The 13792-nt window shown below is 69.1% G+C and carries 9 protein-coding genes; 3 read left to right on the top strand and 6 right to left on the bottom strand.

What is annotated here, in order from left to right:
- Nucleotides 1-11 precede the first annotated feature (11 nt).
- Nucleotides 12-2282, bottom strand: coding sequence for a DUF6049 family protein (locus ACODT5_RS37805; RefSeq protein ID WP_422523535.1), 2271 nt, complete (start codon nt 2280-2282; stop codon nt 12-14).
- 187 nt (nt 2283-2469) lie between these two features.
- Here ACODT5_RS37805 and ACODT5_RS37800 point away from each other — a divergent pair, with 187 nt between their 5' ends.
- Complete coding sequence (locus ACODT5_RS37800) at nt 2470-3936, top strand: CCA tRNA nucleotidyltransferase (protein WP_422523534.1); 1467 nt, start codon at nt 2470-2472, stop codon at nt 3934-3936.
- Nucleotides 3937-3987: 51 nt separating this feature from the next.
- Here the strand turns inward: ACODT5_RS37800 and ACODT5_RS37795 are convergent, their stop codons facing one another.
- The 3 genes from ACODT5_RS37795 to ACODT5_RS37785 form a co-directional block, all read right to left on the bottom strand.
- The gene (locus tag ACODT5_RS37795) at nt 3988-5268 is read right to left on the bottom strand and encodes an MFS transporter (RefSeq protein WP_422523533.1); all 1281 of its coding nucleotides are present in this window, start codon (nt 5266-5268) and stop codon (nt 3988-3990) included.
- Between the two features lie 106 nt (nt 5269-5374).
- Complete coding sequence (locus tag ACODT5_RS37790; protein ID WP_422523532.1) at nt 5375-6457, bottom strand: inositol-3-phosphate synthase; 1083 nt, start codon at nt 6455-6457, stop codon at nt 5375-5377.
- Between the two features lie 49 nt (nt 6458-6506).
- Nucleotides 6507-7109, bottom strand: coding sequence for a PadR family transcriptional regulator (locus tag ACODT5_RS37785; protein ID WP_250738617.1), 603 nt, complete (start codon nt 7107-7109; stop codon nt 6507-6509).
- Between the two features lie 274 nt (nt 7110-7383).
- Here ACODT5_RS37785 and ACODT5_RS37780 point away from each other — a divergent pair, with 274 nt between their 5' ends.
- Nucleotides 7384-9912: a transglycosylase domain-containing protein gene (locus ACODT5_RS37780; protein ID WP_422523531.1), complete on the top strand. Its 2529-nt coding sequence runs from the start codon at nt 7384-7386 to the stop codon at nt 9910-9912.
- A 101-nt stretch (nt 9913-10013) separates the two neighbouring features.
- Complete coding sequence (locus ACODT5_RS37775) at nt 10014-11474, top strand: glycosyltransferase family 87 protein (RefSeq protein ID WP_422523530.1); 1461 nt, start codon at nt 10014-10016, stop codon at nt 11472-11474.
- Between the two features lies 1 nt (nt 11475).
- Here ACODT5_RS37775 and ACODT5_RS37770 read toward each other — a convergent pair whose 3' ends face one another.
- Nucleotides 11476-12507 (bottom strand): alanine racemase, encoded by a 1032-nt coding sequence (locus ACODT5_RS37770; protein ID WP_385368583.1) that lies wholly within the window; start codon nt 12505-12507, stop codon nt 11476-11478.
- Nucleotides 12508-12584: 77 nt separating this feature from the next.
- On the bottom strand, nt 12585-13703 hold the full coding sequence (locus ACODT5_RS37765; protein WP_243331146.1) for a lipid II:glycine glycyltransferase FemX: 1119 nt from the start codon (nt 13701-13703) through the stop codon (nt 12585-12587).
- Between the last annotated feature and the right edge of the window lie 89 nt (nt 13704-13792).

Here is a 13792-nt window from a genome sequence, read left to right as displayed (position 1 = left end):
CACGGCATCGCTCAACGGTCCACTGTCTCACCCGTGCCGGACGGGTCCGCGCTTTGCGGTCCGGTGTCCGGGGACTCGTCACTCTGCTGCGTGCTCTCCTCGGCGGCGGCACGTGCCGCGACACGCTTGCGGCTGGCGTACATCTTGATGCCGGCCAGCACGAGGAGAAGGACACCACCCGCGATGACGAGCATGACGGTCGGGGTCACCTCGGTGGCTTCCACGGTGAACGTGCGGGCCTTCCCGTAGGGCACGCCGTCGATGGTGAACAGCTGGGCCGTCACCTCGACCGGGCCGCTCGCGGTGGCGTTGGCGGGGAACTTCACGGTCTGGCTGTGCCCGCCCTGGACGGCGACCTGCTGCTGGGACTCCCCGCTGTCGCCGAACATCAGCCGGGTCGGGTTGGCGGACCGCACCCGGAGGACCAGGTTGTGGGTGTCCTGGACGAGGCTGTTCTGGACGCTTACGGGGATGGTCGCGCTGTGTCCGGAGAGCGTCGCATCGGACTTGGGAATGATCTTGACCTTCTCGGTCAGCCCGATCAGGTACCGCTGCACCTGGTCCCGGTAGTCCCACGCCGCGTCGGGGCGGCCGCGCCAGGAGGCGGACATCTCCCGGTTGGTGGTGTTGCCGAAGGGGATCTCGACGCGGTCGGGCGCGGTCAGGATCACCTTGAAGTGGTCGAGGGTGGTCTCGGTCGTGCGGATCTTCTCGAAGGCGGAGACCGGCAGTTCCTGCTTGCTCAGCGCTTCGGGGTACTGGCCGGCTCCCGGTACCTGCGTCGCGGCCCGGGGGTCGGGAGTCGCGGCGGCAGCCGCCTCGAGGTCCACGGCCTGGCTCCAGCGGCCCGCCTGCAGACCCCGTATGGCGGCGGCCATCGTCTGTACCTGGCTGGAGCTGGGCATCCGCTGCGGGGCCACGACGAAGCTGCGCTGGCTGTCGGTCTCCTGCAGGTTCAGGGCGAGGGTCTGGGCGAGGAACTGCTGCACCGCGAGGGTGGAGTTCCCGGCGCGGAGCATGTCGCCCTGGAAGGCGGTGGAGAGGTCGGCGTCGGCGACGACCGCCGTGGTGCCCGCGCCGATGGGCCGGGCTGCCGACGGGGTGTAGCCGAGGGCGCCGGTCTCCTGGAGGCTGTCACTGCGGGTGAGGACGTTGTGGGCACCGGCCGATGTCGCGACGTTGACGATCGAGGGGTCGATCGCCCCGTCCACGGGCCAGGAGAAGTCGGTGCTCGCGGGAACGTGCAGGACCGTCTCGACGGCATCCCGCGCCTTGTCGGTGGCCGGCCGCAGCTGCCCCAGGGTGCCGGAGACGTCCTTGCCACGATGGGCGAGCGAGGCGATGTCCGGGTCCGCGAAGGGCAGCGCGACGACCTTCTTGCCCTGGACGGCGCTTTCCAGCGAGCTCAGCCACTGCTCGGCGACGGCCTTGTTCTTGCCCTGCACCGTCCGGCCGTCGGGGGTACGGACCCGGTAGCCCTTGGTCATGGCGTCGACGGTGTAGAGCAGATCCGGGTCGATGACCCAGGTGATGGGAAGGTCCTTGCCGAGGGTGACCATCTGTTCCAGACGGCCGCCCGGCCTCAGCTCGTCGGCGAGGCTGTCGTCGAGGAAGACGGGGGTCTGCAGCTCGTCCGAGCCGGTCTCCGAGGTCAAGTGCGTCGTGGAGATCAGCGGCCACACGTACGCGAGCTGGGACCGCTTGGCGGCGGCATCCGGCTGCCAGGGCAGGAAGGTCCGCTTGATGCCGAGGACCTGCTCGTACTGGCGGCTCTCGGTCTCCCCGGACAGGGAGACGCCGAGCTGGTAGACGCCGTCCTCGTCCAGGTCCAGCTTGTTCACCGGAACCTTCAGGGTGAACGGCTGGCTGACCTTCGAGGGCAGCGAATCGATCTTCACGGCGAACTCGGGGCCGACCTCGGCCGGGTCAGTGCCCGCCCGGAACCCGCCGCGCTCCGCGACGTCCTCGATGGAGCTGCGGTCCCCCAGCGCCGGCCCGACCCGCAGACCCACGTGCGCGTCGGTGATCTTCTCGGAGCCGTTGTTGATCACGGTGCCCGAGATGGTGAGGGTGTCGCCCTTGACCGGGGCGCTCGGTGCCAGGGTGTCGAGCTGGACGTCGACGGCGGCGGCCGACGTGTCGGCGGCCTGGGCTTCGGGGGCGTGCGAGTAGACCAGGCCGGCGAGTACCGGCGTCCCGGCGAGCAGGACGACCGCGCGCCGCAGCCAGCGTCGCCGGGCAGGAGCGAGGGGTGCCCCCTGGATGTCTGCCGCCTCGGCCAACGCGCTCGCCCGTCCCTCGGAGTGTCAGTGGTCGTCGTTTGTGCGTCCACGCATGGTAACGAGGCCCGCTGTGCGCGAGTGCCGCGCCTTGCTCCACATGATCGGGTCCGACCCGGAGGGGCCGGGGGCCGGGGTGGCCGCAAAACACGGGAGCTCCCGGCGGGCCGGGCACGTACCCTTTTCTGTTGTGCCGAACGCCAACGAAGACAACCCCAGTGTCCTGAATCACGGGCAGGCCCGCGCGGTGAGCGAACTGCTGCGGATCGCCCCTGTCGCCGACGAGCTCGGCCGCCGTTTCCAGGAGGCGGGTTTCCGGCTCGCCCTGGTCGGCGGGTCCGTCCGCGACGCGCTGCTCGGGCGCCTCGGCAACGATCTCGACTTCACCACCGACGCCCGTCCCGAGGACGTCCTCAAGATCGTCAGGCCGTGGGCCGACTCGGTCTGGGACGTCGGAATCGCCTTCGGCACGGTGGGTGCGCAGAAGAGTGCCCGCGTCGGAGACGTTGATCGAACCTGGCAGATCGAGGTGACCACGTACCGCTCGGAGTCCTACGACCGGACCTCGCGCAAGCCCGAGGTCTCCTACGGCGACTCCATCGAGGAAGACCTCGTCCGCCGCGACTTCACGGTGAACGCGATGGCCGTCGCGCTGCCCGAGAAGGTGTTCGTGGACCCGCACGGTGGCCTGGAGGACCTCCGGGCGGGCGTGCTGCGCACCCCGGGCACGGCCGAGGACTCCTTCTCCGACGACCCGCTGCGGATGCTGCGGGCCGCGCGGTTCGCCGCCCAGCTCGACTTCGAAGTCGCCCCGGACGTGGTGGCGGCGATGACGGAGATGTCCGGCCGCATCGAGATCGTCTCGGCGGAGCGGGTCCAGGGCGAGCTGAACAAGCTCTTGCTGTCCGCGCACCCGCGCAAGGGCCTGGGCCTCCTCGTGGACACGGGGCTGGCCGAGCACGTGCTGCCGGAGCTGCCGGCGCTGCGTCTGGAGAGCGACGAGCACCACCGGCACAAGGACGTCTACGACCACTCGTTGATCGTGCTGGAGCAGGCGATCGCCCTGGAAGAGGACGGCCCGGACCTGGTGCTGCGGCTCGCGGCGCTGCTGCACGACATCGGCAAGCCCCGGACCCGCCGGTTCGAGAGCGACGGACGGGTCTCCTTCCACCACCACGAGATGGTGGGCGCGAAGATGACCAAGAAGCGCATGACCGCGCTCAAGTACTCCAACGACATGGTCAAGGACGTGTCCCGGCTGGTGGAGCTGCACCTGCGCTTCCACGGCTACGGGGACGGGGAGTGGACCGACTCTGCCGTGCGGCGCTACGTCCGCGACGCCGGTCCGCTGCTGGACCGCCTGCACAAGCTGACCCGCTCCGACTGCACCACGCGCAACAAGCGCAAGGCGAACGCGCTCTCCCGCACCTACGACGGGCTTGAGGAGCGCATCGCCCAGCTGCAGGAGAGGGAGGAGCTGGACGCGATCCGGCCCGACCTCGACGGCAACGAGATCATGCGGGTCCTCGACATCGGTCCCGGCCCGGCGATCGGCAAGGCCTACGCGTTCCTGCTGGAGCTGCGGCTGGAGAACGGCCCCATGGAGCACGACGCCGCGGTCGCCGCGCTCAAGGAGTGGTGGGCCGCGCAGGCCTGAGGAGCTGAGTGAGTCCGATGTTTCACGTGAAACATCGGTGCGGATCGGCGGTCAGGGCGATGTTTCACGTGAAACATCGCCCTGACGCACGAGGAGCGCCGCGGTAGCTGCGTAGAGCATCGCCACCCCGAGGATCAAGGGGACGGAGTGCCCGTCGAGGGGGAGCACGAGAGCGGCCACCCCTGCGGCGCCGACGAAGGCGGCGTTGAAGAGCACGTCGTAGACGGAGAAGACGCGGCCGCGGAAGGCATCGTCCACCTGGGACTGCACGACGGTGTCGGTGGAGATCTTGGCCCCCTGGGTGGCCAGGCCCAGCACGAAGGCGGCCGCCAGCATCGGTCCGGGCGTGAAGAACAGGCCGAGCGCCGGCACCAGGACCGCGGCGCTCGCGGCGCAGAGGGTGATGGCGCCGAGGGCACCCAGCCGGCCCACCAGCCAGGGAGTGACGACGGCGGCCGCGAAGAACCCGGCCCCGGAAACGCCGACGGTGATCCCCAGCAGAGCCAGCCCGTCCGCCTCGGTGTCCGACCAGGCATAGCGGCAGAGCATGAGCAGAGTGACGAACAGGGCCCCGTAGCAGAACCGCATGACGGTCATGGCGGTGAGCGCCCGGGCCGCCTCGCGCCGGGAGGCCAGGTGCCGCAGGCCCTCGGCCAGCCCCCGCACGGTGAGGGCGACCCCCTGGCGGACCGTCGGGTTGATCCGGCCGGGAGGGTGGTCGGGTCCGAGGAGGTCCAGGGCCAGGCGCAGGGAGACCAGGGCCGCGCACAGGTAGAGGCCGGCTCCGAGGAGGACGACCAGGGCATCGGAGTCGTCGGCCAGTACGCGGACGAGGAAGGCCAGACCCCCGCCGGCGACGGCGGCGAGCGTTCCCGCGGTGGGTGACAGGGCGTTCGCGGTGACCAGCTGACCGGGCCCGACGACCCGCGGCAGGGAAGCCGCGAGCCCGGCCAGCACGAAGCGGTTGACCGCGGTCACGGACAGGGCCGATGCGTAGAAGAGCCAGTCGGGGACGTGCGCGACGATCAGCATGCCGGTGACGCAGGCGAGGAATGCCCGCAGCAGGTTGCCGTAGAGGAACACCTGGCGGCGGCGCCACCGGTCCAGCAGGACTCCCGCGAAGGGTCCGATCACCGAGTAGGGCAGCAGGAGCACCGCCATGGCCGAGGCGATGGCCGCGGGAGAGGCCTGCTTCTCCGGGGAGAAGACGACGTAGGCGGCCAGTGCGACCTGGTAGACCCCGTCGGCGGCCTGGGAGAGCAGCCGTACGGCGAGCAGGTTGCGGAAGTCCCGCAGACGCAGGAGTACGCGCAGATCACGTACGACGGCCATGAGGAAAAGGGTCACACACGCGGAGGGTCCCCGGGCACATTGCCCGGGGACCCTCCGTGGAAGAACTGCCGAAGTCCAGGTGTCCTTGCGGACGCCGGGGGTTCGACTAGCGCTCGACCTCGCCCTTGATGAACTTCTCGACGTTCGCGTAGGCCTCGTCGTCGAAGTACTGCACCGGCGGGGACTTCATGAAGTAGCTCGAAGCCGACAGGATCGGGCCACCGATACCGCGGTCCTTGGCGATCTTCGCGGCGCGCAGGGCGTCGATGATGACACCGGCGGAGTTCGGGGAGTCCCACACCTCGAGCTTGTACTCGAGGTTCAGCGGGACGTCGCCGAAGGCACGGCCTTCGAGGCGGACGTAGGCCCACTTGCGGTCGTCGAGCCACGCCACGTAGTCGGACGGGCCGATGTGGACGTTCTTCTCGCCGAGGTCGCGGTCGGGGATCTGCGAGGTGACGGCCTGAGTCTTGGAGATCTTCTTCGACTCGAGGCGGTCGCGCTCCAGCATGTTCTTGAAGTCCATGTTGCCGCCGACGTTGAGCTGCATGGTGCGCTCAAGACGGACACCGCGGTCCTCGAACAGCTTCGCCATCACGCGGTGCGTGATGGTCGCGCCGACCTGCGACTTGATGTCGTCGCCGACGATCGGGACACCGGCCTCGGTGAACTTGTCGGCCCACTCCTTGGTGCCGGCGATGAAGACCGGGAGGGCGTTGACGAAGGCGACCTTGGCGTCGATGGCGCACTGGGCGTAGAACTTCGCCGCAGCCTCGGAACCGACCGGCAGGTAGCAGATCAGGACGTCGACCTGGCGGTCCAGAAGGGTCTGGACGATGTCGACCGGGGTCTCGGCCGATTCCTCGATGGTCTCGCGGTAGTACTTGCCCAGGCCGTCCAGGGTGTGGCCGCGCTGAACGGTCACGCCCGCACTCGGGACGTCACAGATCTTGATGGTGTTGTTCTCACTGGCGCCGATGGCGTCCGAAAGGTCGAGGCCGACCTTCTTCGCGTCGACGTCGAACGCGGCGACGAACTCGATGTCGCTCACGTGGTAGTCGCCGAACTGGACGTGCATCAGACCGGGGACCTTGGCCGCCGGGTCGGCGTCCTTGTAGTACTCGACGCCCTGCACCAGCGAGGCGGCGCAGTTGCCTACGCCGACGATGGCTACGCGAACCGAACCCATTCCGGTTGCTCCCTGTTTGTTCTCGGACGAGGCCTGCGAGATGCAGACCTCACTTTGCAGTTTCGTCGGACGGACCGGGTCGTCTCTGATCCCGTCCCGCCCGCTCACTCTCGATGAGCTCGTTCAGCCAGCGCACTTCGCGCTCCACGGATTCCATGCCGTGGCGTTGCAGCTCGAGCGTGTAGTCGTCGAGCCGCTCGCGTGTGCGAGCCAGCGAGGCGCTCATCTTCTCCAGGCGCTCCTCAAGGCGGCTGCGACGGCCCTCCAGTACCCGCATGCGTACGTCTCGTTCGGTCTGGCCGAAAAAGGCGAAGCGGGCGGCGAAGGACTCGTCCTCCCAGGCATCGGGGCCCGTGTGGGAGAGGAGCTCCTCGAAGTGCTCCTTACCTGCTGCCGTCAACCGGTAGACGATCTTGGCGCGGCGCCCTGCGAGTGAAGCGGCGAGAGCGTCCTCCGGGGCATTGCCCGGCTCTTCGATCAACCAGCCGTTGGTGACGAGCGTCTTGAGGCAGGGGTAGAGCGTCCCGTAGCTGAACGCTCTGAACACCCCCAGCGAGGTGTTGAGCCGCTTGCGCAGCTCGTAACCGTGCATGGGGGATTCGCGAAGCAGGCCGAGAACAGCGAACTCGAGGATGCCTGAGCGCCTGCTCATCCGCTTGCCCTTCCCCCGCCTCGGAGTCTTTATGTCGAGCTGATGTATCGGCTCGATACATCCAGACGATAGAACGGGTAGCCCTCAGCTACAAGTGGTGACACGGTGACCGGCGTCACATCACTGATTTGCACGAGGCAAGTTGCCTGATTTGGGGTGAACTTCGGCACTGATTGGCTTTTGGGCGTGCGTAGTCTGTGCGCCATGACACCGGGGGGACCGGAACTCACCTGCCGCTTCCAGGCCACTCGCCTGCCCGAGGAGTAGTCGTTCGATGAGCGAGCACCGCCGCAAACCGCAACAGCCCCAGAGCGGTGGCCGCGCCGCCGCCCGCAGGGCTGCCCAGCAGCGCCCGTCCAGGGGCGCCGGTTCCGGGCGTGACGTCCCCACCGCGTCACCCAGCGGGCCGTACTCCCCGCAGCCGGGCCACGGCAGCCGTGCGGACGCCCGGAGAGCCGCCGGCCGCGGCTCGGCGGGACGAGGCCGGGGCGCTGCGGGCCCCGGCCGCCCCAAGCGGTTCATCAACTACCCGCGCGGGGAAAAGGTCGGCTGGAAGCGCTTCGTCCCCTCCTGGAAGCTCGTCGGCGGCACTGCCCTGGGCTTCTTCGCGATGATCACGGTGGGTGCCGGAATCGGCATCGCCATGGTGAACAAGCCCGACGTGAACAAGACCGCCGTGGCGCAGAACAACGTCTTCTACTGGTCCGACGACACTCAGATGGTCGCGACCGGCGGCGCCGTGAACCGCCAGATCGTCCCCATCGACAAGATCCCCGCCTCGATGCAGAACGCCGTGATCGCCGCGGAGAACGAGTCCTTCGAGTCGGACAAGGGCGTCGACCCGATGGGTATCGCCCGTGCCGTGTGGAACATGGCCAAGGGCGGATCCACCCAGGGCGGCTCCACGATCACCCAGCAGTACGTGAAGAACCAGTACCTCGACTCGGAGCAGACGCTCAAGCGAAAGGTCACCGAGCTCTTCATCTCGATAAAGGTGGGTGCGAGCGAGGAAAAGAACAAGATCCTCGCCGGCTACCTCAACACCGCCTACTACGGCCGTGACGCCTACGGGATCCAGGCGGCCGCGCGCGCCTACTTCGGCAAGGACAGCCACAAGCTGACCCCGTCCGAGGGCGCCTTCCTCGCCTCCGTGCTCAAGGGCCCGAACCTGTACAACCCCGACGGCGGCATCGGCTCGGCGGCCACGCCCGAGGCGAACCGGGAGCGGGCCGAGAGGCGATGGGCCTGGGTGCTGAACCGTGAGGTCGAGGTCGGGCGCATGCAGCAGGCCGAGCGGGACCAGTACAAGGAATTCCCCACACTGATCGAATCCGCCCAGGCCGCCGGCATGTCCGGCCAGGTCGGCTACCTGGTCGAGACGGCCAAGCTGTACATGCTGAGGTCCAACGGCATCAAGGTCGAGGATCTGGCCAAGGGCGGCTACCAGATCCGCACCACCTTCGACAAGAAGAAGGTGGACGCGCTGGTCAAGGCCGTCGAGGGCACCCGGGACGGAATGCTCGACGAGAAGGCCCGGCCCGACACGGACACCTTCGTCCAGTTCGGCGCGGCCTCGGTGGACGTGAAGACCGGCGCCCTGGTGGCCCTGTACGGCGGCCCCGGCATCGACAAGAAGCACTTCAACAACAACGCCAACACCTCGGGTGTCCAGGTCGGCTCGACCTGGAAGCCGTTCGTGCTGGCGGCGGCCATGCAGTACGGCACGCAGAACTCGGACGGCGAGGGGATCTCGGCCGACAGCAAGTACATGGCCAGCGACCTCACGGTGATCAACAACCGTTCGGGCGAGCCGCTGCGCGACGGGGCCGGCAAGCCGTTCCGGCAGAAGAACGAGAGCCCGACCGACTACGGGTACGTGACCTTGAACAAGGCGATGGAGGACTCCATCAACGTGCCCTTCGCCCAGCTGGTCTTCGACGTCGGCCACAGCAAGGTGAGGGACGTCGCCAAGTCCACCGGCATCCTCCCCGAGTCCTTCGACCCCAACGACAACGCCTCCTTCGCGCTGGGCACCTCCACCCCCAGCGCCATCCGGATGGCCGACTCGTACGCCACCTTCGCCGCCTCCGGCGTCCACCACGATCCGTACTCGGTGCGCAGCGTCAAGAAGGACGGCAAGGACGTCCCCGGCTTCGAGCCCCCCAAGGGGGAGCGGGCCATGGACGACTCCGTCGCGGACAACATCACCAAGGTCCTGCGCAACGTCGTCGAGGAGGGCACCGGTAAGAAGGCCAAGAAGCTGGGCCGGCCCGCCGCGGGCAAGACCGGCACCACCGACAAGAACATGTCGGCCTGGTTCGTCGGCTACACCCCCGAGCTGTCCACCTCGGTGGCCCTGTTCCGCTCGGACCCGAGCGCGAAGAAGAAGGAACTGATCTCGATGAGGGGCGTGGCGGGCATTCCCTCCCTCCACGGTGGTGACATCCCGGCCGAGATCTGGACCAAGTACATGAAGGAGGCGCTGAAGGGGGTGCCGGAGTCGGACTTCCCGGACCCCGAGGAGATCGGTGTCGTCGCGGACGCCTCGGGCGCTCCCTCGCCCACCCCCTCGCCGTCCCCTTCCCCCTCCCCCTCGCCGTCCCCGTCGAACTCCCCGTCCCCGTCCCCCAGCCCGAGCCCTTCGCGCAGCGGCGGCAAGCCGACCTGCAAGCCGTGGGCCATCTGCGAGCCGAGCCCCAGCGCCAGTTCGTCCCGGTCGCCCTCGCCCTCGCCGAGCAAGACGCGGGACAGGCCGAGCGGCGGCACCGGAGACTTCCCGATAGGGGGCTCCACGGGGGAGTGACCCGTCGCCCCACGACATGGCAGGAGGGCCGTCGCACCCGGTGCGGCGGCCCTCTTTCCTGTGTCATGGGCGTGGGCGGCGCCGTACGGCAGGATGTGCGCATGACGAAGGTGCACGAGGACAGCCCCGTACTGCCCACCCAGCAGGACGAGGTGGCCGCTGCGGGGAGCGAGCTCATCGGCGGCCCGTTGGGCCGTTACGCCCGGCTGGGCGGCCACTGGCTGACCCCGGTGCGGGTCGTCGTGCTCGTCGCCCTGGGGATGTTCGCGCTCGGCATGGTGCAGAAGCTGCCCTGCTACGACTGGGCGTGGTTCCGCGGGGCCGGCTCCCAGTACACCCACGCCTGCTACTCGGACATCCCGCACCTCTACGTCGTACGCGGCTTCGCCGACGGCCTCACCCCGTACTTCGACCGGATCCCCGGCGACATGCAGTTCCTGGAGTACCCGGTGCTCACCGGACTCTTCATGGAGATCGCCTCCTGGATGACCCCCGGCAGCGGCTCCATGCAGCACCGGGAGCAGATGTACTGGATGGTCAACGCGGGCATGCTGATGGTCTGCGCCGCCGTCATTGCGGTCTGCGTGGCCCGTACCCACCGCCGCCGGCCGTGGGACGCGCTGCTCTTCGCCCTCGCCCCCGCCTTCGCGCTCACCGCGACCATCAACTGGGACCTGCTGGCCATCGCCCTGACCGCCGCCGCGATGCTCATGTGGTCGCGGGGCGGGGCGCGGTCCTTCGGTGTCCTGATCGGCCTGGCCACCGCGGCCAAGCTCTATCCCGTCCTGCTGCTCGGAGCCGTCTTCGTGCTCTGCTGGCGGGCCGGGAAGTGGCGTGCGTTCGGCGAGGCCGTCGGCGGCGCCCTGGTCGCCTGGCTCGTGGTGAACCTGCCCGTGATGCTCTTCGCCTGGGAGGGCTGGCAGAAGTTCTACACCTTCAGCCAGGAGCGGCCCATCGACTTCGGATCCGTGTGGCTGCTGATCTCCCAGCGCTCCGGGAACCCCCTCGAAGGCGCCAACACCTACGCGACGGGCCTGACGCTGCTGCTGTGCGCGGGCATCGGTCTGCTCACGCTGACCGCGCCCCGCCGCCCCCGCTTCGCCCAGCTGGCCTTCCTGCTGGTGGCGGCCTTCATCCTGGTCAACAAGGTCTACTCGCCGCAGTACGTGCTCTGGCTCATCCCGCTCGCCGCGCTGGCCCGGCCGCGCTGGCGGGACTTCCTGATCTGGCAGGCCGGCGAGGTCGTCTACTTCCTGGGGATCTGGTTCTACCTCGCCTACACGACCAGCGGGGACAAGCACCAGGGCCTGCCCCTGGAGGGCTACCAGGTGGCCATCGCGGCCCACCTGCTCTGCACGCTCTACCTCTGCGCGGTGGTCGTACGCGACATCCTGCTGCCCGAGCGGGACGTGGTGCGGCGCGACGGCTCGGACGACCCCTCAGGGGGCGTCCTGGACGGTGCCGAGGACGTCTTCACGCTCCCGCGCACGCCGAAGGCGCCGCAGGACGCGGCGCCTTCGGAGGGTCAGCGGGTGGAGTGGGGCGCGCGCCCCGGGGAGTGACTCAGGCGTCGAGCACCCGGTCGAACTGCGTGGTGGTGTGGCGCAGGTGCGCCACCAGCTCGTCGCCGACCTTCGGCTCGGGAGAGTCCGACGGCACGAACAGGATGGACACCTGCATGTGCGGCGGCTCGGCGAACCAGCGCTGCTTGCCCGCCCACACGAACGGCGACAGGTTCCGGTTGACGGTGGCGAGGCCGGCGCGGGCGACGCCCTTGGCGCGCGGCATCACCCCGTGCAGGGCCTTGGGGGCCTCCAGGCCGACTCCGTGGGAGGTGCCGCCGGCGACGACGACCAGCCAGCCGTCGGAGGCGGCCTTCTGCTGCCGGTAGCCGAACCGGTCGCCCTTGGCGACGCGGGTGACGTCCAGCACCGCGCCGCGGTACTCGGTCGCCTCGTGGTCGCCCAGCCAGAGCCGGGTACCGATGCGGGCCCGGAAGCGCGTCTGCGGGAACTGCTGCTGCAGCCGCGTCAGGTCGGAGGCCTTCAGGTGGCTGACGAACATCGTGTGCAGCGGCAGCCGGGCCGCGCGGAGCCGGTCCATCCAGCCGATGACCTCCTCGACGGCGTCGGAGCCGTCGGGGCGGTCCAGCGGCAGGTGCAGGGCGAAGCCCTCCAGCCGGACGTCCTCGATCGCCGTGTGCAGCTGGCCGAGGTCCTGCTCGGAGATCCCGTGCCGGCGCATCGAGCTCATGCACTCGATGACCACACGGGCGCCGACCAGGCCGCGCACCCCGTCCAGCGAGGACACCGAGCGGATGACCCGGTCCGGCAGCGGCACCGGCTCCTCGCCGCGCCGGAACGGGGTGAGGACGAGCAGGTCACCGCCGAACCAGTCCTTGATGCTGGCGGCCTCGTAGGTCGTCCCGACGGCGAGGACGTCGGCGCCCATCCGGGTCGCCTCCTCGCAGAGCCGCTCGTGACCGAAGCCGTAGCCGTTGCCCTTGCAGACGGGGATCATCCCCGGGAACTGGTCCTGGATCTGCTTCTGGTGCGCACGCCAGCGCGCGGTGTCGACGTAGAGCGTGAGCGCCATGCCCGTCCGGAGCCTCTCTCGATGAGCTGCGTGGTGCAGCGGTGCGATGTGTGTGGGGCGGTGTGTGTGGGGCGGGGTCAGCGACGCGACATGTAGATGTCGAGCGCCTTGTGCAGCAGCTTGTTGAGCGGGAAGTCCCACTCGCCGACGTACTCGACGGCCTCGCCGCCGGTGCCGACCTTGAACTGGATCAGCCCGAACAGGTGGTCGTTCTCGTCCAGGGTGTCACTGATGCCGCGCAGGTCGTAGACGCTTGCGCCGAGCGCGTAGGAGTCGCGCAGCATGCGCCACTGCATCGCGTTCGAGGGACGGACCTCGCGCTTGTGGTTGGCCGAGGCGCCGTACGAGTACCAGACGTGCTGGCCGACGGTGAGCATCGTGGCGGCGGCCAGCGGCTCCCCCTCGTGGGTGGCGATGTACAGCCGCATCCGGTTGGGGTCCTCGGAGTTGAGGGCCGTCCACTGGCGCTGGAAGTAGCTGAGCGGGCGCGGGCGGAACTTGTCGCGCTCGGCCGTCACCTCGTACAGCTTCTGCCAGGTCGGCAGGTCCTCGTAGCCGCCCTGGACGACCTCGACACCGGCCTTCTCGGCCTTCTTGATGTTGCGGCGCCACAGCTGGTTGAAGCCCTTGAGGACGTCGTCCAGCGAGCGGTTGGCCAGCGGTACCTGGAAGACGTACCGGGGCTGGACGTCGCCGAAGCCGGCGCCGCCGTCCTCGGCCTGCTGCCAGCCCATCCGGCGCAGCTTGTCGGAGACTTCGAAGGCGCGGGGCTCGATGACGGAGGCCTCCACGTCGCGCAGGCGCTTGACCTCCGGGTCCTGGATACCGGCCTTGATGGCGGTCGAGTTCCAGCGGCGGATGACGACGGGCGGGCCCATCTTCACGGTGAAGGCGCCCTGCTGCTTGAGGTGCGCCAGCATCGGCTGGAGCCACTCTTCGAGGTTGGGGGCGTACCAGTTGATGACCGGGCCCTCGGGGAGGTACGCGAGGTACCGCTTCACCTTGGGCAGCTGTCGGTACAACACGAGTGCGGCGCCGACGAGTTCGCCGGACTGGTCGAACCATCCGAGGTTCTCGGAACGCCACTCGTTCTTCACGTCGGCCCACGCCGGGACCTGGCAGTGGCTAGCCGAGGGCAGGCTCTGGAGGTAGCCCAGGTGCTGCTCTCGGCTGATGGTCCTCAGGGACAGGCTCATGCGGGGCGTCTCCTCGGCGGCTTCGCTGGCTATGGCGCGAAGCCTACTGCGACGTGGGCGCCACCCATCTGGGGGACAGGCCGGGCCTG

Origin of the sequence: Streptomyces tatrensis, assembly GCF_049310065.1 — a bacterium.
In the GTDB taxonomy this organism is placed as follows: domain Bacteria; phylum Actinomycetota; class Actinomycetes; order Streptomycetales; family Streptomycetaceae; genus Streptomyces.
This window is presented reverse-complemented; position numbering and strand designations above follow the sequence as displayed.

Coding starts and splice junctions, on each gene's coding strand:
- ACODT5_RS37790 (WP_422523532.1), bottom strand. CDS start 6,457: ATGGGTTCGGTTCGCGTAGCCATCGTCGGCGTAGGCAACTGCGCCGCC.
- ACODT5_RS37780 (WP_422523531.1), top strand. CDS start 7,384: ATGAGCGAGCACCGCCGCAAACCGCAACAGCCCCAGAGCGGTGGCCGC.
- ACODT5_RS37775 (WP_422523530.1), top strand. CDS start 10,014: ATGACGAAGGTGCACGAGGACAGCCCCGTACTGCCCACCCAGCAGGAC.
- ACODT5_RS37770 (WP_385368583.1), bottom strand. CDS start 12,507: ATGGCGCTCACGCTCTACGTCGACACCGCGCGCTGGCGTGCGCACCAG.
- ACODT5_RS37765 (WP_243331146.1), bottom strand. CDS start 13,703: ATGAGCCTGTCCCTGAGGACCATCAGCCGAGAGCAGCACCTGGGCTAC.
- ACODT5_RS37795 (WP_422523533.1), bottom strand. CDS start 5,268: ATGGCCGTCGTACGTGATCTGCGCGTACTCCTGCGTCTGCGGGACTTC.
- ACODT5_RS37785 (WP_250738617.1), bottom strand. CDS start 7,109: ATGAGCAGGCGCTCAGGCATCCTCGAGTTCGCTGTTCTCGGCCTGCTT.